General features: G+C 71.7%; 18 protein-coding genes. 9 read left to right on the top strand and 9 right to left on the bottom strand.

From position 1 onward, the window contains the following. Positions 1–9: 9 nt before the first annotated feature. Positions 10–1,704 (top strand): M14 family metallopeptidase, encoded by a 1,695-nt coding sequence (locus HLB44_RS04860; protein WP_173121124.1) that lies wholly within the window; start codon positions 10–12, stop codon positions 1,702–1,704. 33 nt (positions 1,705–1,737) lie between these two features. Here HLB44_RS04860 and pdxR read toward each other — a convergent pair whose 3' ends face one another. Further along, positions 1,738–3,129 carry a MocR-like pyridoxine biosynthesis transcription factor PdxR gene (pdxR, locus tag HLB44_RS04855; RefSeq protein WP_173121122.1) on the bottom strand — a complete coding sequence of 464 codons (1,392 nt, stop codon included), beginning with the start codon at positions 3,127–3,129 and terminating at the stop codon, positions 1,738–1,740. 75 nt (positions 3,130–3,204) lie between these two features. Here pdxR and HLB44_RS04850 point away from each other — a divergent pair, with 75 nt between their 5' ends. The 4 genes from HLB44_RS04850 to HLB44_RS04835 all read left to right on the top strand — a co-directional run bounded on the left by HLB44_RS04850 (position 3,205) and on the right by HLB44_RS04835 (position 6,749). Beyond that, positions 3,205–3,831: a LysE family transporter gene (locus HLB44_RS04850; RefSeq protein WP_173121120.1), complete on the top strand. Its 627-nt coding sequence runs from the start codon at positions 3,205–3,207 to the stop codon at positions 3,829–3,831. Positions 3,832–3,867: 36 nt separating this feature from the next. Further along, on the top strand, positions 3,868–4,563 hold the full coding sequence (locus HLB44_RS04845; protein ID WP_173121118.1) for a response regulator: 696 nt from the start codon (positions 3,868–3,870) through the stop codon (positions 4,561–4,563). Further along, entirely contained in the window at positions 4,560–5,735 is a 1,176-nt protein-coding gene (locus HLB44_RS04840; RefSeq protein WP_173121116.1) for an ATP-binding protein, read from the top strand. The genes HLB44_RS04845 and HLB44_RS04840 overlap by 4 nt, the downstream gene beginning before the upstream one ends. 117 nt (positions 5,736–5,852) lie before the next feature. Further along, entirely contained in the window at positions 5,853–6,749 is an 897-nt protein-coding gene (locus HLB44_RS04835) for a dioxygenase family protein (protein WP_173121114.1), read from the top strand. A gap of 15 nt (positions 6,750–6,764) precedes the next feature. On the opposite strand, the gene HLB44_RS04830 is transcribed toward HLB44_RS04835, so the two are convergent. Then, positions 6,765–10,043: a PAS domain S-box protein gene (locus tag HLB44_RS04830; RefSeq protein WP_173121112.1), complete on the bottom strand. Its 3,279-nt coding sequence runs from the start codon at positions 10,041–10,043 to the stop codon at positions 6,765–6,767. 275 nt (positions 10,044–10,318) lie between these two features. Here HLB44_RS04830 and HLB44_RS04825 point away from each other — a divergent pair, with 275 nt between their 5' ends. Both HLB44_RS04825 and HLB44_RS04820 read left to right on the top strand, forming a co-directional pair. Beyond that, a complete protein-coding gene (locus HLB44_RS04825; RefSeq protein WP_173121110.1) occupies positions 10,319–11,173 on the top strand; it encodes a TIGR02285 family protein in 855 nt (284 codons plus the stop codon). Beyond that, complete coding sequence (locus tag HLB44_RS04820; RefSeq protein WP_173121108.1) at positions 11,170–13,563, top strand: ATP-binding protein; 2,394 nt, start codon at positions 11,170–11,172, stop codon at positions 13,561–13,563. The genes HLB44_RS04825 and HLB44_RS04820 overlap by 4 nt, the downstream gene beginning before the upstream one ends. 4 nt (positions 13,564–13,567) lie before the next feature. On the opposite strand, the gene pyrF is transcribed toward HLB44_RS04820, so the two are convergent. Continuing rightward, complete coding sequence (gene pyrF, locus HLB44_RS04815; RefSeq protein ID WP_173121106.1) at positions 13,568–14,398, bottom strand: orotidine-5'-phosphate decarboxylase; 831 nt, start codon at positions 14,396–14,398, stop codon at positions 13,568–13,570. Between the two features lie 63 nt (positions 14,399–14,461). Between pyrF and HLB44_RS04810 the strand changes: the two genes are divergently transcribed. After that, a complete protein-coding gene (locus HLB44_RS04810; protein WP_173121104.1) occupies positions 14,462–14,971 on the top strand; it encodes a GNAT family N-acetyltransferase in 510 nt (169 codons plus the stop codon). 7 nt (positions 14,972–14,978) lie between these two features. Here the strand turns inward: HLB44_RS04810 and HLB44_RS04805 are convergent, their stop codons facing one another. The 4 genes from HLB44_RS04805 to HLB44_RS04790 all read right to left on the bottom strand — a co-directional run bounded on the left by HLB44_RS04805 (position 14,979) and on the right by HLB44_RS04790 (position 19,394). Continuing rightward, positions 14,979–15,521 (bottom strand): PEP-CTERM sorting domain-containing protein, encoded by a 543-nt coding sequence (locus HLB44_RS04805; protein WP_173121102.1) that lies wholly within the window; start codon positions 15,519–15,521, stop codon positions 14,979–14,981. Between the two features lie 183 nt (positions 15,522–15,704). After that, positions 15,705–17,072, bottom strand: coding sequence for an adenylosuccinate lyase (purB, locus tag HLB44_RS04800; protein WP_173121100.1), 1,368 nt, complete (start codon positions 17,070–17,072; stop codon positions 15,705–15,707). A gap of 40 nt (positions 17,073–17,112) precedes the next feature. Continuing rightward, the gene (locus HLB44_RS04795; RefSeq protein WP_173121098.1) at positions 17,113–18,177 is read right to left on the bottom strand and encodes a M48 family metalloprotease; all 1,065 of its coding nucleotides are present in this window, start codon (positions 18,175–18,177) and stop codon (positions 17,113–17,115) included. Next, a complete protein-coding gene (locus HLB44_RS04790) occupies positions 18,174–19,394 on the bottom strand; it encodes a YjgN family protein (protein ID WP_173121096.1) in 1,221 nt (406 codons plus the stop codon). The genes HLB44_RS04795 and HLB44_RS04790 overlap by 4 nt, the downstream gene beginning before the upstream one ends. A gap of 255 nt (positions 19,395–19,649) precedes the next feature. Here HLB44_RS04790 and HLB44_RS04785 point away from each other — a divergent pair, with 255 nt between their 5' ends. Next, positions 19,650–21,350, top strand: a complete 1,701-nt coding sequence (locus HLB44_RS04785) for an ATP-binding protein (protein ID WP_173121094.1) — start codon at positions 19,650–19,652, stop codon at positions 21,348–21,350. Positions 21,351–21,366: 16 nt separating this feature from the next. Here the strand turns inward: HLB44_RS04785 and HLB44_RS04780 are convergent, their stop codons facing one another. Then, the gene (locus HLB44_RS04780) at positions 21,367–22,821 is read right to left on the bottom strand and encodes an amidohydrolase family protein (protein ID WP_173121092.1); all 1,455 of its coding nucleotides are present in this window, start codon (positions 22,819–22,821) and stop codon (positions 21,367–21,369) included. Continuing rightward, on the bottom strand, positions 22,818–23,714 hold the full coding sequence (locus HLB44_RS04775) for a MurR/RpiR family transcriptional regulator (RefSeq protein WP_173121090.1): 897 nt from the start codon (positions 23,712–23,714) through the stop codon (positions 22,818–22,820). Before HLB44_RS04775 ends, HLB44_RS04780 begins: the two co-directional genes overlap by 4 nt.

The following is a 23,714-nucleotide window of genomic DNA, read 5'->3' as shown; positions in this document are numbered from 1 at the left end:
ATGCCACCCATGCCCGCGTTGCCCGTTCCCCGCTTCGACACCTTCTACCGCCACGCCGAGCTCGGCCAGCTGCTGCAGGACTATGCCGCCGCGCGTCCCGAGCTGGTCACGCTCGAATCGATCGGCAAGAGCCACGAAGGCCGCGACATCTGGCTGGTCACGCTGACCAGCGCCGCCACCGGCACCGACCGCGACAAACCCGCTTTCTGGGTCGACGGCAACATCCACGCCGGCGAGCTGACCGCGTCCACCGCCTGCCTGTACTGGCTGCACCAGCTGGTCAACGGCTACGGCAAGGAGGCGCAGATCACGCACCTGCTCGACACCCGCGCGATCTACATCTGCCCGCGCCTGAACCCCGACGGCGCCGAGCTCGCGCTGGCCGACAAGCCGCGCTACATCCGCTCGTCGACGCGGCCCTACCCGTTCGACGAGGACCCGGTCGAAGGGCTGACGGTCGAGGACGTCGACGGCGACGGCCGCGTGCTGCACATGCGTTTGCCCGATCCGCACGGGCCGTGGAAGTGCCACCCCGACGATGCGCGGCTGATGGTGCCGCGCGAGCCGGGCGAATTCGGCGGCCAGTACTACCGCGTGATGCCCGAGGGCACGCTGACGCACTTCGACGGCCTGCAGATCAGCGTCAATCCGAACCGCGAAGGGCTGGACCTGAATCGCAACTTCCCGTCGTACTGGCGGCAGGAGTACGAGCAGATGGGCGCCGGCCCGTACCCGACCAGCGAGCCCGAGGTGCGCGCGATGGTCGCCTTCATCACGCAGCATCCGAACATCGGCGCGGCGGTCAGCTTCCACACCCACTCGGGCGTGATCCTGCGGCCGATGGGCACGCAGAGCGACGACGACATGACGCCCGAGGACCTGTGGGTCTACAAGCGGCTGTCGGCGCTCGGCGAGAAGCTCACCGGCTACCCGGCGATCAGCATCTACCACGACTTCAAGTACCACCCGAAGGAAATCATCACCGGCACGCAGGACTGGGTCTACGAGCACCTGGGCGCGCTGTTCTGGACCGTCGAGATCTGGGCACCGAACAAGGAAGCCGGCATCACCGACTACGACTGGATCCACTGGTACCGCGAGCACCCGGTCGAGGACGACCTGAAGCTGCTGAAGTGGAGCGACGAACAGTGCGGCGGTAACGCGCACGTGACGTGGTACCCGTACCGCCATCCGCAGCTCGGCATGGTCGAGCTCGGCGGCTGGGACCGCCTGAACTACTGGCGCAACCCGCCGCCGCACCTGCGTGAGCGCGAGGCGGCGCGCTTTCCGGCCTGGCTGACGCAGCTGGCGCTGTCGCTGCCGAAGCTCGAGGTGCTGCGCACGGAGGTGCGCGCGCTCGGCCCCGACACCTGGCGCGTGCGCTTCGCGGTCGCCAACGCCGGCTACCTGCCGTCCAACGTCACCAAGCGCGCGATCGAGCGCAAGACCGCGCGCGGCGTGGTCTTCGAGCTGCACCTGCCGCCGGGCGTCGCGCTGATCTCGGGCAAGCAGCGCACGGTCGGCCCGCAGCTCGACGGCCATGCGCCGAAGAGCTCGCTGCAGGCCTTCCTGCCGAACAAGGAGATCACCGCCGATCGCGCGGTCGCCGAGTGGGTCGTCAAGGCGCCGCGCGGCACGCACCTGGCGTTGACGGCGAGTGCGGATCGGGCCGGCACCGTGCGCACGGAAGTGGCGCTGGACTGAAGCGTCGGCGCCGATCGACGGTGGCCGCGCGCTTTACGAGTTAGCTTTTGCCAGCCGCGCGAACGCGCGCCGGATCTCGCCCTCGTTGAGCCCGGCGTAACCGAGCACCAGCGCCGGCGGCAGCCGGTGCTGCGTGCAATAACCCGCCAGCGGCAGCACGCGGATGCCGCGCCGCGCCGCCGCGTCGACCAGCGCCGCCTCCTTGGTGCGCGCCGGCAGCCAGGCCAGCAGGTGCAGACCGGCCGCGATGCCGTGCGGCAGCCAGCCGGGGAAGTCCTGGGCCAGCGCATCGATCACCGCGTCGCGGCGCGCGCGGTACACCGCGCGCATGCGGCGCAGGTGCCGGTCGAGCTCGCCGCCGGCGAGGAAGTCGGCATAGGCCAGCTGCTCGATGAGCGGCGTGCCCATGTCCGACAGGCGCTTGAGCTCGGCCAGCGTGTCGCCCAGCGGCGGCGGCGCGACGATCCAGCCCAGCCGCAGCGCCGGCGCCAGGATCTTGCTCGCCGAGCCGGCGTAGATCACCCGTGACGGGGCCAGCGACTGCAGCGCGCCGATCGGCTCGCGGTCGTAGCGGTACTCGGCGTCGTAGTCGTCCTCGACGATCCAGCCGCCGCGCGCCGTCGCCCAGGCCGCCAGCTGCTGGCGGCGGGCCGCCGACAGCACCGCGCCGGTCGGGAACTGGTGGGCCGGCGTGACCAGCACCGCCTCGGCGCGGCTGGCCTCGAGCAGGTCGACCCGCAAGCCCTGCTCGTCGACGGGAATGTGCACGGCCTGCAGCCCGGCCGCGCTGATCGCATGCTGCTGGTCGGGGTGCGTCGGGTCTTCGATGCCGAATCGCCGCACGCCGTGCCGGGCCAGCGCCTTGGCGACCAGCCCCAGGCCTTGCGCGAAGCCGCTGCAGACCAGCACCTGCGAGACATCGCAGCGCACCTGCCGCACGCGGCCGAGGTAGTCGGCCAGGCCCGTGCGCAGCTCGGGCGTGCCGCGGGCGTCGCCGTAGCCGAGCGCTGGCGGCGTCAGGCCGCGAAGCACGCGGCGCGCGCTGCGGCTCCAGCGCGTGAACGGGAACAGGCGCAGGTCCGGCACGCCCGGCTTGAAGTCGAAGGCCCAGGTCGGCGCCACCGCGGCACGCTGCAGCGGTGCGGTCTCGATGCGGCCGGCGGCGACCGTCGTCGCGGCGCCGCGGCGCGTCGCGAGAAAGCCTTCGGCCGCGAGCTGCTCGTAGGCCTCGACGACCACGCCGCGCGCCACGCCGAGATCCGCGGCCAGCGTGCGCGTCGACGGCAGCGCGCTGCCCTGGCGCAGCCGGCCGCCGCGGATCGCGTCGCGCAGGGCCTGCTCGAGCTGCAGGTGCAACGGACCGCCGCTGCCGCGCAGCAGTTTGATCGGCAGCTCGGGCTGGTCACTGGACCTCGATTTCGACATCGAACTGGATCTTACGGGCAGACCAGTTCGCGGCGAGCATCGCGCCCATTCCCTATCCCCCAAGGAGCGTGCATCGTGTTTCCCGTCGACATCTGGCTCGCCTACACGCTGGCCTGCGTGCTGCTGGTGCTGGCGCCCGGCCCCGACAACTTGCTGGCGATCGGCCGCGGCCTGAGCCAGGGCCGGCGCGCGGCGGTGGCATCGGCGCTGGCCTCCGGCGCCGCGACGATGCTGCATGCGCTGGCCGCGACCTGCGGGCTGACGGCACTGATGCAAACCTCGGCGCTGGCTTTCTGGCTCGTCAAGCTGCTCGGTGCGGCCTACCTGGTGTGGCTGGGCGTGAAGGTGCTGCGCACGCGCGGGCTGATCAGCTTCGCGCCGGCCGAGCGCCAGCCGCTGCGCCGCATTCTGCTGACCGGGCTGCTGTCGGGATCGCTGAACCCGAAGCCGGGGCTCTTCGCGCTGGCCTTCATCCCGCAGTTCGTCGACCCGGCGCGCGGCTCGGTGACGGCGCAGATGCTGGTCTACGGCGCGTGGTTCGCGCTGTGGACGGCGCTGGGCTTCGCGCTGATGGGCGTGTTCGCCGCGCGGCTGTCGAACTGGCTGCGTGAACGCCCGCGTGCGGTCGCCGGCCTGAACATCGGCGCCGGCCTCGCCTTCGTCGGCGCGGGCCTGTCGGTGGCGGCACTGCGGCGCGCCTGATCGGCCTTCGATTTCCAAAGGCGCGACACTTCGGGGATGACACGCTGCCTGCTGGTCGACGACGACGCCGCGATCCGCACGCTGCTGGTCGATTTCCTGCAGCAGCACGGCATCAGCGTCGAGGCGCTGGCCGACGGCGCGTCGTTCCGGCGCTGCGCGGTGGATGCCGAGGTCGATCTGCTGCTGCTCGACCTGATGCTGCCCGACGACGACGGCCTCGCGCTGTGCCGCTGGATCAAGCAGCGGCGCCCGGCGCTGCCGGTGATCATGCTGACCGCGCAGGGCGATCCGATCTCACGCGTGCTCGGGCTCGAGATCGGCGCCGACGACTACCTGCCGAAACCCTTCGAGCCGCGCGAGCTGGTGGCGCGCATCCGTGCCGTGCTGCGGCGCGGCCGCGCGGTGGCCGCCGCCGCAGGCACGGAGCTGCAGTTCGCCGGCTGGCGCTTCGACCGGCTCGAGCGCCAGCTGCACGCGCCCGACGGGCTGCTGGTGGCGCTGTCGGCCGCCGAGTTCCGCCTCTTGAGCGCCTTCGTCGAGCATGCCGGCCAGGTGTTGACGCGCGAGCGGCTGCTGGAGCTGACGCGCAGCCCGGGCACCGAGGCCGCCGGCCGCAGCATCGACCTGGCGGTGTCGCGGCTGCGCGGCAAGCTCGCGGTGACCGGCACGCCGCTGATCCGCACGCTGCGTGGCGAGGGTTACCTGTTCGATGGGACGGTGAGCGCGGCATGAGCTGGCGCCGCCTCGACACGCTGTTCCTGCGGCTGTTCGTGCTGTTGTGGGTGATCCTCGTGGCCGCTCACCTGGTCGCCTATGCCGTCGTGATGGGCCAGGTTGCGCCTGGCCGGGCGGCCGACGTGGCGCGGCTGCCGATCCTGACCTCGCTGCCGCCGGGGCCGCCGTTCGAGCAACCGCGCGGCGCGATGCCGCCGCCACCCCCGCCACAGCGATCGGACATGCCGCCGCCGCCAGCTCCCCCGCCCGGCGAGCCGCCGGGCCAACCACGGGGCGATGGGCCGCCATCGCTTCCGCCGGCGATGCTGTGGCTCGACTACGGCCTGCGGGCCCTGGTGATCGCCTTCGGGGCCGCGCTCGGCGCGCGGTGGCTGGCTGCACCGATGCGCCGCCTGGCCGGCGCATCGACGGCGCTGGAAGCCGGCCTGGCGCGCGGCGAACCGCTGCCGGTGCTGGATGAACGCCGCGGCAGCGCCGAGATGCGCGAGACCGCGCGGGTTTTCAACCGCATGGCCGTGCGGCTGCGCGAGCAGTTCGACGCCCGCGGCCTGCAGCTGGCGGCGACTTCGCACGACCTGCGCACGCCCTTGACGCGCTTGCGCCTGCGCCTGGAGCCGCTGCCCGAGGCGCAGCGCGCTGCCGCCGCGCGCGACATCGACGAGATCGATGCGCTGCTCGACGACACGCTGGCCGTGCTGCGCGAGCAGCGCGCCGGCAGCGCGCCGCAGCCGATCGATGCCCTCGCGCTGCTGCAGGCGCTGGCCGACGACTTCGCCGAGCAGGGCGAGCCGGTGACGCTCGACGACACGCTGCCGCCCCTGTTGCGTGTTAGCGCGCGGCCGGCCGCCTTGCGGCGCGGCCTCGTCAATCTCGTGCACAACGCGCTGCGCCATGGCGGCTCGGCGCGCTTGAGCGCCCAGGCCGGCGTCGGCGGCTTCGTCGAGCTGCTGGTCGACGACGACGGCCCGGGCATTCCGCCCGAGCAGCTCGAGCGCGTCTTCGAGCCCTGGGTGCAGCTGGCGCCTGGACCCGAAGACGGCCCGCGACTTGGCCATGGCCTCGGCCTGGCGATCGCCCGCGAGCTGGCCGAGCGCGACGGCGGCCGGCTGGTGCTGGCCAACCGGCCCGGCGGCGGGCTGCGCGCGCGGCTGGTGCTTCCGGTGGGCTGAGTCACGTCGTCGCGCCGTTTGTGTCCGGGCCGACACACGGGCCACGAAGTCGAGCAACGGCGCTTGTGCACAGTGCAGGCATCGCGGCGACGCCGCTTCAGCCAGCCCCAGGACCCCATGCGCTTGCACGACGACCACCACGCCCACGACGGCGGCCTCGCCACCGACCTTCCGCTGCTGATCCGCCAGGCCGCAGACCGCCGCCGCGCGCTGCGCTGGCTGGCCGGCGGCGGCGCGGCCGCCGGGCTGCTGCTCGCCGGCTGCGGCGGTGGCGGCGATGACAGCACGGCCACGACGACGACGGGCACAGGCACGGGCACGGGGACGTCCATCGGCACCGGAACCTCGACCGGCACCGGCACCACCAGCTGCTCGGTGATTCCCGAGGAGACGGCCGGCCCCTACCCCGGCGACGGCTCGAACTCGAGCAACGGCGGCGTCGCCAATGCGTTGATGCTGTCGGGCATCGTGCGCAGCGACATCCGTTCCAGCATCGCCGGCGCCACCGGCACGGCCGCGGGCATCCCGCTGACGATGCGCATCCAGGTTGTCAACACCGGTGCCTCGTGCGCATCGCTGGCCGGTCATGCGATCTACCTGTGGCACTGCGATCGCGACGGCAACTACTCGATGTACTCGGCCAGCGTCGCCAACCAGAACTACCTGCGCGGCGTGCAGGCCACCGGCAGCGACGGCGTGGCGGTGTTCCAGACCATCTTCCCCGGCTGCTACGACGGGCGCATGCCGCACATGCACTTCGAGATCTACCGCAGCACGAACACGGCGACCAGCTTCTCGAACAAGCTGAAGACCTCGCAGATCGCGTTCCCGACCGATGTCTGCACAACCGTCTACAACACCAGCGCTTACGCGACGAGCCTGCGCAACCTGGGCCGCATCAGCTTCACCAGCGACAACGTCTTCAGCGACGGCTACAGCACCCAGCTCGCGACGCTGACCGGCAACACGAGCGACGGCTACGTCGGCACGCTGCAGGTCGGCATCTCCGCCTGACGCTGATTTCGCGCACTAGCCCAGATCGGGCGCCAGCTCCCCCGCCGCCAGCACGCGCTGCAGCGTCGTGCGCAGCCGGTTGGCGTCGATCGGCTTGGTCAGGAAGTCGTTCATGCCGATCTCGGCCGCGCGCTCGCGTTCGGAGGTCAGCGCCGCGGCGGTCAGCGCGACGATCGGCAGCTGCAGCAGCGAGTAGCGCTCGCGCAGCCGGCGTGTCGCCTCGTAGCCGCTCATGCCGGGCATCTGCACGTCCATCAGCAGCGCGTCGTAGGGCTGGCCGGCCGCCACGGCACGCTCGACGGCGACCAGCGCCTGCGGACCGTCGGCGGCCTGGCCGACCTGCACGCCCCACTGCTCCAATATCGCCGCGGCGATCATCATGTTGACCGCGTTGTCCTCGACCAGCAGCACGCGCGCGCCACGCAGCGGGTCGTGCTCGAAGGCGCCGTGGGCCGACGCGGCGGCCAGCTCGTCGACCGGCGGCAGCGGCAGCTCGGCATGGAAGCAGCTGCCGCGCCCCGGGCCGCTGTCGACGCCGACCTGCCCGCCCATCAGCTCGGCCAGCTCGCGGCAGATCGACAGCCCGAGCCCGGTGCCGCCGAAGCGCCGGGTGATCGATTCATCGGCCTGCGTGAAGGGCTTGAACAGGCGCGATTGCGTCTCGGCATCGATGCCGACCCCGGTGTCGTGGACCTCGAAGCGCACCCAGTCGTCGAGCGAGTGGTCGCGCGCCGTGTCCGCCTCGTCGCCGTCGGCCGGCCGCTGCACCAGGCGGCGCACGACCAGGCGCAGCGCGCCGTGGTTGGTGAACTTCAGCGCGTTGTGCAGGAAGTTGGCAAGGATCTGGCGCACGCGCAACGCGTCGCCGCGCACCACCGGCGCCAGCGCGGAATCGATCTCGACCGTGAACTCGAGCCCGCGGCTGTCGGCCAGGGCTGAATAGGCCTGCTGCAGCGAGTGCAGCAGCTCCAGCAGGTCGAAGGGATTGCTCTCGACGTCGAGCTTGCCGGCCTCGATCTTCGACAGGTCGAGGATGTCCGAGATGATCGCCGACAGCGTTTCGGCGCTGGCGCCGATCTGCTCCAGGTACTGGCGCAGGCGGCTCGGCTCGACGTCCGGCATGCGCGCCAGCCGCGCCAGCCCGACCAGGCCGTTCAGCGGCGTGCGGATCTCGTGGCTGGTGTTGGCGAGGAACGCGCTCTTGGCGCGGTTCGCCGCTTCGGCCTCGTCACGGGCACGCGCCAGCGCGGCATCGGCCTGGCGCTGTGCGGTGACGTTCTCGGCGATCCAGATCGTGCCGTTCTCGCCCGGCCGGTCGGGGTCGATCGCCTTGGCCCGCATGCGCACGGTGAAGGTGCTGCCGTCGCGGCGCATCGATGGGCGCTCGAACTCGACCTGCTCGCCGCGCCGCAGCAGCGGGCCGACGATGCGGCCGAGGTCGTTGTAGTCGTCGTCGCTGGGCCAGACCACGCGCCCGGGCTGGCCGACCAGCTCGCCCGGCGGCCAGCCGTACATCTGCTCGAAGTGCGGATTGACCATCACGAACTGGCGTTCGCGCGTGAAGGCGATGCCGACCGACGCGTTGTCGAGGATCGCCTCGCGCTCCAGCCGCGTGCGCGTGGCCTCGGTGAGATCGCGCGCATTGATCACCAGGTAGACGCGGCCGTCGCGCGCGAAGCGCGCCGCCGAGACCAGCAGCGGCACCACCGTGCCGTCGCGGGTGACGAAATCGATCGGCACGTCGCGCACCGCATCCTGCTGCGTCAGCGCCTGCATCAGCCGCTGGCGGTCCTCGGCCGAGCGCCAGATGCCGATCTCCAGCGCGCTGCGGCCGATCACCTCGCCGTCGGCGTAGCCGGTCAGCCGCTCGAAGCTGGCGTTGACCATCTCGTAGCGGCCGGTCTGCAGGTCGGTCAGCGTGATGACGTCCGGGCTCATCGACACCACCTGCGACAGCAGCGCCTGCGAGCGCCGCAGTGCGCGCTCGGCCGCGTTCTGCGAGGTCTCGTCGACGTAGATCGACAGCGTCGCCGGCGCGCCGTCGGCATCGGCGCGCACGGCGGTCTCGGTGACCTGCAGCGTCATGCCGGTGCGGGTGACGATCTCGTCGTCGAAAGGCGGCAGCGCCTCGCCCGGCGCCAGCCGCGTGATGCAGCTGAAGCGCTCGCGCGCGCGCAGCGCGCCGTCGCCCGGCGGATGCATCGTCGTCAGGTCGAAGCCGAGCATCGAGCGCGCCGCGTCGAAGCCGAACAGCGCCGCGGCGGCGGCGTTCGCATCGAGCACGACACCCTGCCGGTGCAGCACCAGCGGCGACGGCGTGCGGCGGAACAGCTCCTCGTAGCGCAGCTCGGTGGCCCGCAGCGCCTCGCGCGCGCGGCGTTCGGCGGTGATGTCGCGCGCGGCGCCCCAGTAGCCGATGAAGCGGCCCTCGGCATCCAGGCGCGGCTCGCCGCTGACCAGGAAGTGGCGCAGGTCGCCGCCCGGCAGCTGCCAGGCGACGGCGACGTCGCGGAACACCTCGCGCGCTTCCATGTCGGCGCGCAGCGTGTCGAGCAGCTCGTCGTCGAACTGCAGCTCCGGCAGGCCCCAGGCCGGCCGCCGCGGCAGCGCGCGCAGCGCGACGAACTGGCCGTGCGCATCGCGCTGCGAGACATGCGCCATGCGCAGCTGCGCGTCGGTTTCCCAGTAGGCCGACGCGGCGATGCCGAGCAGGCCGCGAAAGCGCCGCTCGCGCTCGCCGGCATCGTGGCCATGGGCCTGCACCAGGCGGCGGATCATCTGGCCGGCACCGGCGCCGATGGCCACCGCCGCCAGCTGCACCCCCGTGCGCACGGCGAGCGGCGGCTGGCCGTCCGGGGCCGGCGGCAGGAAGCCGCTCCACTCGGCCGCCGTCAGCACCCCCACGACGGCGGCTGCGCCGGCGGCGGTCATCGGTCCCTGCCGCTCGTCGGCGACGGCGCAGACCAGGCACGCGAGCAGGCCGAAGAAGGCGAGGCCGGGCGACTGCAGCCCGAGACCGGTGGCCAGCGACGCCGAGCCGACGACGACCAGCGCGCCGAGCGCCACCGGCAGCAGCGCGCGCTGCGCCTGTGGCTGCGACAGCCGCGTCGCCGCCATGCTGCCCAGTGCCAGCACGGCATAGCCGCCGGCGAGCAGGCCGGCGGGGGCGCTCAGCGCGTCCGAGCGCAGCAGGTGGCTCAGGAAGCCGACCGTGGCGGCCGCGGCGGCGGCGATGAAGAAGGCCCGCAGGATCGCGCCCCGCAAGGCCAGGTGGGGGGATGTCTCTGGCGGCACGCGTGAACTTCTCGTAGTCGCGGCGCGCAGTGTCGCAGGGATGACACAGGCTGGCTGCCCGGGTTTCGCCGGTCTGCGTTCCCGGGGGGGCCGGCCCGGCGCCGGCTTGCGGCTCACCGGGTGCGAGACTACGATTTGCCGCAGTCCAGGACGGCGTAACGGCGCGCAGCCCTGCCAGGGGGAGCAACCGACCGGCCGCCACAAGACCGGCACTTGCGTCTTGCCCAGCGGTCCCGGAGACCGGACGGGCAGCGACGAAGCGGCGAGGTGTGTCCATGACTCGAACTCGTTTGGCACGGCTGGTGCCGGTTTGCGTGCTGGCGTTGGCCGGTGTTGCCGGCAGCGGCGCGGTGCAGGCCCGCGACGTCATCACCTGGGGCTGGATCGACAACGCGCCGGGCTCGATGCCCACCGGGGCCGACCGCAACCAGGGCATCGAGGACCGCATCCGCCAGCTGCTGAAGGAACGCCTGACGCAGTACGACCACGAAGAGGTGCAGGCGCCGATCCCGCGCGTGATGAACGAGATCCGCTCCGGCAACCGCTGGTGCGCCACCGGCTTCGTCAAGACGGCCGAGCGCGAGACCTTCGCGACCTTCTCGCTGCCGGCGTCGTTCTGGCTGCCGCCGCAGCTGGTGGTGCGCAAGCCGCGGCGCGCGGAGTTCGAGGCGCTGGGCGAGCTGTCGCTGGAGCGGCTGCTGGCCAATCCGGCACTGCGCACCGGCGTCGTGCGCGGGCGCGCCTACAGCCCGGTGATCGACGGGCTGCTGCAGAAGCATCCGCCGGCGCAGGTGCACTCCGACTATGTCGACGGGCTGAAGATGCTGCTGGCCGATCGGCTCGATTACGTCATCGAGCTGCCGATCCGCGCCGCCTACTTCGGCAAGCGCCTGGGCGGCGACGAGCTGGTGGGTCTGCCGTTCAAGGAGATGTCCAACCACATCACGACCCATGTGCTGTGCGCGAAGAACGAGTGGGGCGCGCGCGTCATCGGCGAGATCGACGCCGTGTTGCGCGCCGAGCGAGCGACGCCGCGCTACCGGCAGGCGGTCGAGCAGTGGTCGGATGCCGACGGCGTGCGCCAGATCCGCAGGCTCTACGACGCAATCCTGGTGAAGCCGGAGCAGTGATCGACTCCATCGCCGCCCGGCTGCTGCGCATCATCTTCGGCGCCTACTTCGTGGTCACGGTGATCGTGACCGCGGTGCAGCTCACCGCCGAATACCGCCACACCGAGCAGCGCCTGCTGCAGGAGATCGAGAGCCTGCAGCAGACCTTCGGCCCCGGCATCACCGACGCGATGTGGCGCTTCAACTACGACGTGCTGCGCGGGCTGCTGTCGGGCATGCGCGAGCTGCCGATCGTGATGGGCGTGAAGGTCGAGGACCTGCAGGGCACGGTGATCGAGGCCGCCGGGATGGTGCTCGATGCGCAGGGTCGCCAGCTGCGCGCCGGACCCGGCGGCGGCTTGCAGCCGGCCGATCCGCGCGGCGGCCTGTTCGGCGAGATGTTCAGCCGCACCTTCGCGGTGGTCTACGTCGACGAGAACGGCCGCCAGCATCCGATCGGCCGCTGGACCGTGTATTCGAGCCAGCAGGTCGTGCTCGACCAGGTCAAGTACGGCTTCTTCCTGATCCTCGTCAACTCGGTCATCAAGACGGCGGCGCTGTGGTTCATCTTCCTGTTCGTCGTGCAGCGCTGGCTCGGCAAGCCGCTGCGCCAGCTGAGCGAGTTCGTCGGCGGGCTGAACATCGACAACCTCGGCGACAAGGTCTTCGAGCTGAAGGATCGCGGCCGCCACGAGCTGCACCAGCTGGCCGCCAAGCTCAACGAGATGACCGCCAAGCTGCGCCGCTCGGTCGCCGACAACAGCGCGCTCACCGAGCAGCTGCGCGGCAGCGAGGCGCAGCACCGCGGCATCGTCGAAGGGGCGCTCGAGGGCATCTCGCGCGTCTCGCTCGAAGGGCGCGTGCTCAGCGCCAACCCGGCGTCCGCGCAGATGCTCGGCTACGCCTCGGTGGACGAGCTGCTGGCCTCGGTGCACGACGTGAAGCACCAGCTCTATGTCGATCCGCAGGAGCGTGCGGCGGTGCTGGAGCGGCTGCTGACGCAGGGCACCATCGCCGGCCGCGAGGTGCAGCTGCGGCGCCGCGACGGCAGCACGCTGTGGGTGCTGATGAACGCGCGGCTGGTGCGCGACGAGCACGGCCAGCCGCTGTACATCGAGACCTTCGCCAGCGACATCTCGCAGCGCAAGCACGACGAGGCCGAGCTGGTGCGCCACCGCGACCACCTCGAGGAGCTGGTGCACGAGCGCACCGCCGAGCTGACCGCGGCCAAGGAGCGCGCCGAGGTCGCCAACCGCGCCAAGAGCGACTTCCTCGCCCGCATGAGCCACGAGCTGCGCACGCCGCTGAACGGCGTGCTCGGCTTCACGCAGCTGATGCAGCTGGCGGCATCCGTCGGCAGCCGCGAGGCCGCGCACCTGCGCATCATCCGCAGCAGCGGCGAGCACCTGCTGCGGCTGATCAACGACATCCTCGACCTGTCGCGGGTCGAGGCCGGGCGCCTCGAGCTGCACGCCAGCGCGGTCGAGCTGGTGCCGTGCCTGGCCGAGGTCGTCGACGCGGTGCGCGTGAAGGCCGAGGAGAAGGGCCTGCGCTTCGTCTTCGACGCCGCGCCCGGGCTGCCGCGGGCGGTCGAGGTCGACGACAAGCGGCTGCGGCAGGTGCTGCTGAACCTGCTCGGCAACGCGGTCAAGTTCACCGCCCGCGGCGAGGTCGCGCTGCGCGTGCAGCACGGGCCCGACCTGCCCGGCCGCGCGCGGCTGCGCTTCGAGGTCAGCGACACCGGCCCGGGCATCGCCGAGCAGCACCTGGACGCGATCTTCCTGCCCTTCGAGCAGGTCGGCGACATGCAGCAGCGCGAAGGCGGCACCGGGCTCGGGCTGGCGATCAGCCGCCAGCTGGTGCGACTGATGGGCGACGAGCTGCGTGTTCACAGCCGGCTGGCGGGCGCCGATGCGGAGGACGGCGGCAGCCGGTTCTGGTTCGAGCTGTCGCTGCCGATCGCCGGCGGCGGTGCGGGCGCCGAGGCACCGCAGCTCGTCACCGTGGCCTACAGCGGCGAGCGCCGCCGCGTGCTGGTGATCGACGACGTGGTCGAGAACCGCGCGCTGGTGGTCGAGCTGCTGCAGGGGCTGGGCTTCGACACCGACGAGGCGGCCGATGGCCGCGCCGGCATCGAGCGCGCGCTGGCGCAGCGGCCCGACCTGATCCTGATGGACAACGTGATGGCCGGCACGAGCGGGCAGGAGGCGACGCGGGAACTGCGCGCGACGCCCGGCTTCGCGACGCTGCCGATCATCGCCGTGTCGGCCAGCGCCAGCCTCGCCGACCAGGCGGCGAGCCTGGCCAACGGTGCCAGCGCCTTCGTCGCCAAGCCGATCGATTTCGACGTGCTGCTGCGGCACGTCGGCGAGCTGCTCGGGATCGAGTGGGTGCGGCGCTCGCGCCGCTAGGGGCTCAGCGGGCGGCGGCCAGCTGCCGGCGCGTGGCCTGGGCCGCGGCGCGGGCGGCGCTGGCGAAGTCGGCGCCCGACGAGGCGTAGAGGATCGCGCGCGACGAGTTGACGATGATCGGCCCGCTGGTCGTGCCGCCGGCATCGCCGCGCCAGCCGGCGCGCACCGTGGCCGCCGCATCGCCGCCTTGCGCACCCACGCCGGGGATCAGCAGCGGCAGCGTCGGCGCGATCTCGCGCACGCGGGCGATTTCCTCGGGATAGGTCGCGCCGACCACCAGCCCGAGCTGGCCGTTGCGGTTCCACGGCCCGGCGGCGAGCTGCGCGATGTGCTCGAACAGCGGCGTGCCGTCGGCGAGCTTCTGCGCCTGCAGGTCGCTGCCGCCCGGGTTGGAGGTGCGGCACAGCAGGATCAGGCCCTTGCCGTCGTAGCGCAGCCAGGGCTCGATCGAATCGAAGCCCATCAACGGCGACAGCGTCACCGCGTCGGCCTGGTAGCGCTCGAAGGCTTCACGCGCGTACTGCGCGGCGGTGGAGCCGATGTCGCCGCGCTTGGCGTCGAGGATCACCGGCACGTCGGGCGCGACGCGGCGGATGTGCGCCATCAGCCGCTCGAGCTGGTCCTCCGCGCGCTGCGCCGCGAAGTAGGCGATCTGCGGCTTGAAGGCGCTCACCAGGTCCTTGGTGGCATCGACGATGGCGGCGCAGAAGTCGTGGATGCGGTCGGCGTCGCCCTTCCAGGCGCCGGGGAACTTCGCGGGTTCGGGGTCGAGCCCGACACAGAGCATCGAATCGTGGCGGCGTTCGGCGGCGGCGAGGGCGGCGGTGAATTTCATCGGCGGCGGGGCATGCGGTGGCGGCGGGACGCCGATTGTCCCGCGCCGTGAAAATGCGCGGTCATGGAGATATTGACCACCGCCCGACTGCGCCTGCGCGAGTTCGACGAGAACGATGCCGCCTTCATCCACGCTTTGCTCACCGACCCGGCGTGGATCGCCAACATCGGCGACCGCGGCATCCGCAGCACCGAGGACGCGCGCATCTACATCCGCGACAAGCTGGTCGAGAACTACGAGCGCCTGGGCTACGGCTTCTGGGCCGTCGAGCGGCTCAGCGACGGCCTGCTGATCGGCATGTGCGGCCTGACGCAGCGCGAGTCGCTGCCGGCACCGGACATCGGCTATGCGCTGCTGCCGGCCTGGCGCGGCAGCGGCTACGCGCGCGAGGCTGCCGCCGCCTGCCTGCACCACGCGCGCGAGGTGCTGCGACTGCCGCGCGTGCTGGCGACGATCGCGCCGGAGAACGCGGCGTCGGCGCGAGTGCTCGAGTCGATCGGCCTGCGGCCCGAGGGCCGCGTGCACAACGAGTTCGGCGAGAGCTGCCTGTTCGGCTGGCCGGCAGGCGCCTGAGACAGGCTCAGGTGCGGCGACGCGCCTGCAGCGCGAGCCCGGCGAGTCCGAGCGCCAGCAGGGCCAGCGGCGTCGGCTCCGGCACGGCGTTCGCGACCGTCACGGTCACCGTCGCGGCGCCATGCTGGCCGGCGGCGTTGCCGGTCCACCAGGCAGCCTTGGTCGGGTCGTTGAGGTTGCCGGAGTCCCAGCCGAAGAAGTACGAGATCGACGACGTCGGGCTGTCGAAGGTCAGCCAGTCGAAGCTGTTGGCGCCGCTGTGCAGCCACTGCGTGACGGCCGAGCCGTTGTACACGAACGAGTACGGCATGTCGGTCACGAACTGGCCGTCGGTGTACTGGCCGCCGAGCAGGCTGCCGAGCGTGCCGCCCACGGCGCTGGAGGTGACCGAGAAGTCGATCACGTTGTAGGTGCCGGCGCCACCACCGGTACCGTCGGTCACGAACTGGCCGGTTTCCCCTGCGAAGGACCAGTTCCAGACGATGTCCGCTTGAGCGGATTGCGCGATGGCGGCAAGGGCCGCCAGCGCCAGGATCTTTTTCGACAGCATCACGTTCTCCCACATACCCATCCGGGCGACCGGCCTCGAGAGCAGGTTTGGTGCCAGCAACGCTAAGTCATTGATCTGTCAGTGAATTCGAGCTTCTGCTATTGCGTGATGTAAACATGTCCGACAGCACGGACGCGTTGGCCCCTGCCAGCCGAGAGGGCCGGCGCGGCGAACGGGGTCGCCCTACACCCGCTTCGCCAGGGACGCCGCGGCGCCGGTGTAGCCCGCCGGCGTCATCTTCAGCAGCCGCTCCTTTTCGGCGTCAGGCAGCGCGAGGCCGGCGATGAAGCCCTGCATCAGTGCCTGCGTCATCGGCTGGCCGCGGGTGAACTTCTTCAGCTGCTCGTAGGGCTCGGGCAGGCCGTGGCGGCGCATCACGGTCTGGATGGCTTCGGCCATCACTTCCCACGCGCCGTCCAGATCGTCGGCCAGCGCCTCGCGGTGCACTTCGAGCTTGTCCAGGCCGCGCGTCAGCGAATCGAGGCCCAGCAGCGCATAACCGAGCGCGCTGCCCATGTTGCGCAGCACGGTCGAATCGGTCAGGTCGCGCTGCCAGCGGCTGATCGGCAGCTTCTGCGCCAGGTGCGCCAGCAGCGCATTGGCGAGGCCGAAATTGCCCTCGGCGTTCTCGAAGTCGATCGGGTTGACCTTGTGCGGCATCGTCGACGAGCCGACCTCGCCTTCCTTCAGCCGCTGCTTGAAATAGCCGAGCGAGATGTAGCCCCAGACGTCGCGCGACCAGTCGATCAGGATCGTGTTGCAGCGGGTCATCGCATCGAACAGCTCGGCCATGTAGTCGTGCGGCTCGATCTGGATCGTGTAGGGGTTGAAGGCCAGCCCGAGGCGCTGCTCGACGACCTTGCGGCTGAAGGCCTCCCAGTCGAACTCGGGGTACGCGGCCAGGTGCGCGTTGTAGTTGCCGACAGCGCCGTTCATCTTCGCCAGCAGCGGCACCTGCGCGATGCGCTCGCGCGCGCGCTGCAGCCGCGCGACGACGTTGGCGATCTCCTTGCCGACGGTGGTCGGGCTGGCCGTCTGGCCGTGCGTGCGGCTCAACATCGGCAGCTCGGCCAGCGTGTGCGCCATCGTGCGCAGCCGGTCGACCACGCCGTCGAGCGCCGGCAGCAGCACCTGCTCGCGCGCGGCCTTCAGCATCAGCGCATGGCTGGTGTTGTTGATGTCCTCGCTGGTGCAGGCGAAGTGCACGAACTCGGCCGCCGCTTCCAGGTCGGCGTGGCCCTTGAAGCGCGCTTTCAGCCAGTACTCGACCGCCTTGACGTCGTGGTTGGTGGTCTTCTCGATGTCCTTGATCGCCTTGGCGTCGTTCTCGCAGAAGCGCAGCACCAGCGAGCGCAGGTAGCCGCGCGACACCTCGCCCAGGGATTTCAGCTCGCCGAAGCCGGCATCGGTCAGCGCGATGAACCATTCGACCTCGACCTGCACGCGCCGGTGCATCAGCCCGAACTCCGACATCAGCGGCCGCAGCGCCGTCATGCGGCTGGAATAGCGGCCGTCCAGCGGCGACAAGGCGGTGAGGGTCGAGAGCGTCATGGCGGTGTCCGAAGGCGGCGCGGCAAACCGCGAATTCTATTCAGGGCCCCGGCGCTGCCTCGCGCATGCGGCGGACCCGCTCGGCGTCCGGCGGGTGCGTCGCCAGGCCGATCGGCAGCTCGATGCCGGGCCTGGCCTGCTGCTGCCGGCGCAGCCGCTCGAACAGCACGCCGAAGTCCGCCGGGTCGATGCCGTTGGCGCGCATCAGCCGCGCCGCATCGGCATCGGCCTGGAATTCGAACTCGCGCGCATACGCCGCCTGGCCGAGCAGCACCGGCGCGGCGGTCAGCAGCGTCGAGAAGTCGCCCAGTACCAGCGAGGACAGCGCGCTCAGCAGCCCGACCTGCACCACCGAGCGCATGCCGTGGCGATGGCGCACGTGGCCGAGCTCGTGGCCGAGCACGCCGACCAGCACGTCGGGCCGGTCGGTGAGCAGCTCGACCAGCGCGTCGGTGACCACGATGTGGCCGCCCGGCAGCGCGAAGGCATTGGCGCCGAGGCCGCGCTCGGTCGACGCGCGAAAGTGCAGCTGCCAGGCGGGCAGCGGCGCGGCGGCGCCGCGCGCGCGCTCGACCGCCTGGCCGCGTTCGAGCGCGGCTGCGAAGCGGGCGCGCAGCGCGGCCTGCCGTTCGGTTGGCAGCTTGCTCGGCTGCAGCCACTGGTGCTCGAACTGCTCGAAAGCCAGCGCGCCGAGCTGCTCGTCGACGCCGATCGGCGTCAGCGCGACCAACCCGTGCGCTGCCGCCGGCAGGCCCCAGCGCCAGCTGCCGACCAGCACCACGACCAGCAGCGCTGCGGCCAGCGCGACGCCGCGCCAGCTCTGCATCCAGCGCACCACCAGCCGCTCGCGCAGGCCGCTCGCGGTGGCCCAGGCATCCCAGGCCGCGGCGTCCGGAGCGCTGATCAGCCCCTGCCCCGGCAGGTACGCCTGGCGCGCGCCGTGGCGCTGGCGCTCCGGCCAGCCGACCTGGCGCAACGGCACGCTGCGGCTGACCCCGTCGCCCTCGATCAGCAGCCGGCGCTCGCGGATCGCGAGCCGCACCGGCTGCGCGCGCGCCGAGTGGCCGTCGAAGTAGTCGGCGACGAGGACCGGCGGTTCGGTCACAGCCCGATGTCGATGCCCAGCAGGTCGCCCGCGGCGTCGCCGGCCGCTTCAGGGGTGCCGCGCGCCGCCGCTGCGGCGCTCCATTGCTCGATGTCGTCGGCGGCATCGATGCTCACCGCTTCGAGCCGCAGCCGGGTCATCGCGATCACCGCGAAGGGCCGGTACAGCCCCAGCGTCACCAGCATCAGCACCAGGTTCTTGGCCATCAGCCCCATCAGCGCGCCGAAGCCGAGCCGGCTGTCGAAGCTCAGCCGCGGCGAGCGCGTGGCGCTCCAGACCAGGTTCTGCAGCCGCGCGACCGCATACGACTGCGTCAGCAGCAGGGTCACCAGGTAAGCCAGCAGCAGCAGCCCACCGAAGCCGATCGAGGCCCGGAGCGCCGCGTCGCCCCGCAGGTGGCGCATGTCGGGCAGCACCGCGGCCGCGGCGATGCCGATCAGCCCCAGCGGCAGCACGCTGACTAAGAAGGTGCGCAGCGCCCAGCCGTAGAAGGAGCGGGTGCGCACGTCGAGCTGCGTGACCTCGCCGGCCAGCGCGTAGTGCCCGTGCTGGTAGCGCTTGATGCGCGCCAGCGTGTACGGCAGCAGCAGTGCGATGGCCAGCATGCTGAAGCCGGCGATCGCCGCGCGCAGCGCCGAGGGCTCGGGCTGGCCCGGCTGGCCGAGGCCCGCGCTGGCGACCAGCATCACGGCAAGCGGCAACAGCAGCGGCAGCAGCGCGGCATAGGCGCCGCGCAGGTCGCCGTCGAAGCGCATGCGCAGCCCGCGCCAGCTGGTGTTGGCCAGGCGGAAGCGCAGCGACGATTGCCACAGCGCCGGCCACAGCAGCGCGAACGCGGCGCCGGCCAGCGCACCGGCGGTGACCGAGAACTGCCCGGCGCCGACGTAGACCGCCCCGAAGACCAGCATCAGCAGGAAGCCGCGCAGCATCTTCCACGGGTCACCGTGGAAGCCGAGCGCGTGGCCGCCGACGACGGTGTTGGCGTGGAAGTAGCGCAATCGCCGCGCCTTGGCGAACGGGTGGTACAGCCCGAGCGTGACGATCGTCAGCAGCAGATTGACGATCCAGATGCGGAAGTACTCGCTGCCGGAGCCGGTGAAGCGCAGCGGCAGGTTGCCCGCGCTGGGCGGCGGCGCCGTGGCCCGGCGTACCGGTGCGGCACGCGACTGGACGGGTGCGGCTGCCGGCGGCAGCGGCATCGTGTTCTGGAAATCCATCGATCCTCCCTGGACCCCTTCCCTGAGGTGGCGGCGATTCTAGGAGCGGCCGGTGGCATGCGCAGCCCCCATCCGACGGATGGCGCGCAGTGCGCCGTGACCGGCGCTCGCGTTTTCCGCACCGGCCGCCCATCGCCAGCCGGCGGTGGCGCCGAAACATTTTTTGCATTTTTGTATTTTTTGCTGGTGTCTGCGCGTTCAGGCTGGTTATGCTGGCCCGGCAGCGGCCTTGTTTCCGCCGCCCTGGGAGCGCGTATGCACACATCCGGCTTGCTGCGGCGCCGCTGGCGAATGCTCGGGCTGGCCATGGTGCTGGTGCTGACGCTGGCGCCGGCAGCGCAAACGGCCGAGGACCTGCTGTCTCCCGACGAGCGGGCCTGGGTCAACGCGCACCCCACGGTGCGGCTGGCCACCAGCAGTGACTACGGGCCGTTCACCTTCATCGACGGCGATGGCCAGGTGCGCGGGCTGTCGATCGACTACGTGCAGCGCATCGAGCAGTTGACCGGCCTGCGTTTCGAACGCCAGCCGCCGGCGGGCTTCAGCTTCAACCTGCAGCGCCTGGGCCAAGGCGAGATCGACGTGCTGATGTCGCTGCGCGACACGCCCGAACGCCGCCAGACGCTCGGCTTCTCGCGGCCGTATGTGTCGGTGCCTGCGGTGCTGGTGCGGCGACGCGAAGCCGGCCGGGCGCTGGCGCCCGAGCTGCAGATGGGCGAGCGCGTGGCGGTCAGCAAGAACTACGCGGTCGGCCCCTTCCTCGCCGAGCGGTTCCCCGCCAACCCGCAGGTCGTGATGGCCGACGACAAGCTGCTGCTGCGTGCGCTGGCCTCGGGCGAGGTCAATGCGGGCGTGCTCGACCTCGCCGGCGCCACCTACCTGATGCGCACGCAAGGCATCGGCAACCTGCAGATCGCCGGCGATGTCGGCTTCGCCTACGACCTGGGCATCGGCTACCGCAAGGACTGGCCGATGCTCGGCCGCATCCTCGACAAGGCGCTCACGCGCATCGATCCGGCCGAGCGCCAGGCGATGGCCGACCGCTGGTTCCTCGCCAACCCGGATTCCGGCGCCTTCAGCCGCCAGCTGCTGTGGACCATCGGCGTGCTGCTGGCGGCGGTGCTGGCCGGGCTGCTGATCGTGCTGGCGTGGAACCGCTCGCTGCGGCGGCTGGTGGCGCAGCGCACCGCGCAGCTGCGCGAGGAGCTGACCGAGCGCCAGCGCCTGCAGGACGCCGACCGCGCGCGCCAGACCGCCGAGATGGCGAACGCGGCGAAGTCGCAGTTCATGGCGCAGGTCAGCCACGAGCTGCGCACGCCGCTGAATGCGGTGCTCGGCTACGCGCAGCTGCTGGCCGTCGACCCCGGCCACCCGGTCGACGACACGCAGCGCAAGCGCATCGGCCACATCGAGGATGCGGCGCGCCACCTGCTGCTGCTGATCGAGGACATGATGAGCTTCTCGCGGCTGGAGGCCGGCACCTTGTCGCTGGAGATTCGGCCGACCGTGCTCGGCGAGGTGCTGGCGCGCTGCCTGGCGCTGGCCGAACCGGCGGCGCAGGCGCAATCGCTGAAGCTGCGCTGCGAGCTCGACGAACTGTGGCGGCTGCGCGTGATGGCCGACCCGGTGCGGCTCGAGCAGGTGCTGCACAACCTGCTGTCGAACGCCATCAAGTACAACAAGCCCGGCGGCTGGGTCGAGGTGCGCGGCGCCGCGGCGCCCGACGGCGAGGTCTGCGTCGAGGTCGTCGACAGCGGCATCGGGCTGACACCGACGCAGCAGTCGCAGCTGTTCCAGCCCTTCAACCGCCTCGGCCGCACCGACAGCCAGGGCACCGGCATCGGCCTGGTGATCTGCAAGCAGTTGATCGAGCGCATGGGCGGCGCGATCGGCGTGAAGAGCCGGGCCGAGCACGGCAGCACGTTCTCGCTGTGCCTGCCGGCGGCGGGGGTCTAGCTAGCGGCAGGCTCCGTCACGCCGCTGCGTGCCGCAGCAGGCGTCCGGCGCGCGGCAGGGTTTCGCCAGCGCGATCCTCGCCGCGGTGGCTCAGCACGCCGTTGACGAAGACCTGCGTGATGCCTGCGCTCGGCGCCTGCGGATCGTCATAGGTCGCGCGGTCCTGCACGCGGGCCGGATCGAAGACCGTGACGTCGGCGAACCAGCCCGGCTGCAGGCCGCCGCGCTCATTCAGGCGGAAGTGGCGCGCCGACAGCCCGGTCATCTTGTGCACCGCCTGCTCCAGCGTCAGCAGGCCGCGATCGCGGCAGTAGTGCGCCAGCACGCGCGGAAACGCGCCCCACAGCCGCGGATGCGGATGGCGATCGTGCGGCAGGCCGTCGGAGCCGATCATGCTCATCGGGTGCGCGATCACCCGCGCGACGTCGTCCTCGTGCATCTGGAAATAACACGCGCCGCCCGGCTGCAGCCGGCGGCAGGCCTGCTGCTGCGAGACGCCCCATTCGGCGGCGATGTCGGCGAGCAGTCGGCCGCTCATGTCCGGATAGGGTTCGGACCAGGTCAGGCGCACGTCGATCACGCCGTCGACCAGGTCCTCGCGCAGCACCGTCGAGCCCGCGGTGTAGGGGTAGACATCGAGCGCCAGCGGCTGCCGCCGCGCCAGCGCCTCGATCAGCGGCAGCGTCTCGCGCGTGCGGCCCCAGTTGGCCGGGCCGGCGCACTTGTGGTGCGAGATCACCAGCGGCACGCCACCTTCGAAGGCGGTGTCGCCGGCTTCGTGCAGCGCCTCGATGATCGCCTGCATCTCGCTGCGCAGGTGCGTCGCATAGACGCCGCCATGGCGCGCGACGGTGCGCGCGAGCGGCAGCAGCTCCTCGGGCGGCGCAGCGAAGGCCGGCTCGTAGAACAGCCCCGACGACAGGCCGATCGCACCGTCGGCGAGGCAGCCGTCGAGCAGCGCGGCCATGCGCTTCACTTCAGCCGGTGTCGCCGCGCGGTCGAGCCGGTCCATCGTCGCGAAACGCAGCGTCGTGTGGCCGATCAGCAGCGCGACGTTGACTGCCGGCCGCGCGGCGTCGAACGCTTCGCGGTAACTCGCGACGCTGGCGTGGCGGAACGAGTCGCGGCCGAGCAGGTTCAAGGGCGGCGGCGGATCGTCGCTGAGCCAGGGCAGCAGCGAGATGCCGCAGTTGCCGGCGATCACCGTCGTGATGCCTTGCGACAACTTCGGCGTCATCGCCGGCTGCTGCAGCACGATCGCGTCGTCGTGGGTGTGCACGTCGATGAAGCCGGGCGCGACCACGCGGCCGCGGCAGTCATGGTGCGCGAGGCCGCTCACATCGTGCGTCAGCGGCAGGGCGTGCCCGATCGCCGCGATGCGCTCGCCGATCAGCAGCACGTCGGCCTCGACGCCGGCCGCACCGCTGCCGTCGATCACCAGCCCGCCGGTGAGCAGATGGCCTCGGCTCACTCCGCTTCGCCCCAGTTCAGCTGCGGGTGATGCCGCGTATCGAGCCCGTGCGTCGCCAGCACCTGGCGCACGCCGGCCAGCCGCCGCACCGCCTTGTCGCCCAGGCGCTGCGCGATCAGCACCGTCAGCACCTCGATCACGGTCAGGTGCGCGAGGTAGGCCTCGGTGCCGACATGCATCACCGGGTCCTCGGGCACGCGGATGCCGAGCACGATGTCGGCCTGTTTCGCCAGGGGGGTGCCGGCCTGCGTCAGCGCGATGACGGTGGCCTTCTGCGCACGCGCGACGGCCACCGCTTCCATCAACGAAGGCATGCCGCCGACGTGCGAGATCGCGAACGCGACGCTGCCCGAGTCGAGCGTCGCCGCCGACACCAGCTGCAGGTGCTGGTCGAGGTAGGCGTTGGCCACCAGGCCCATGCGGAACAGGCGCGCCTGCATGTCCGAGGCCATGAACGACGAGGTCGCGCCGACGCACCAGCAATCGATGCGCGACGCGCGCACGATCGCCGCCGCGGCGGCCTCGAGCGCATCGGTGCTCAGCTGCGCCTGCACGCCGTTGACCGCGGCGGCGGCGCTCTTGATCACCTTCGAGACGACCTGCTCGGTGCTGTCGTCGAGCTGCACGCGCCGGTGCAGCGGCGAGCCGCTGACCGCCAGCTCCTGCGCCAGCGCGAGCTTGAATTCGCGCAGCCCCGCGAAGCCCAGGTCGCGCGCGGTGCGCATGATCGTCGGCACCGAGCTGCCCGAGCGCTCGGCCAGCGCCTCGAAACTCTCGTTCAACGCGCGCTCGGGGTCGCTGCGGATCAGGGCCAGCACCTCGCGCCGCGCCGCCGACAGCGGCTCGGCGCCCTCGGCCAGCAGCTCGGTGATGCGTTGCAGGACGCTGGTCAT

It is taken from the genome of Pseudaquabacterium terrae (assembly GCF_013266755.1).
Lineage (GTDB): Bacteria > Pseudomonadota > Gammaproteobacteria > Burkholderiales > Burkholderiaceae_C > Pseudaquabacterium > Pseudaquabacterium terrae.
Note: the sequence above shows the minus strand (reverse complement) of the source record. Positions and strands in the feature narration are given on the sequence as shown.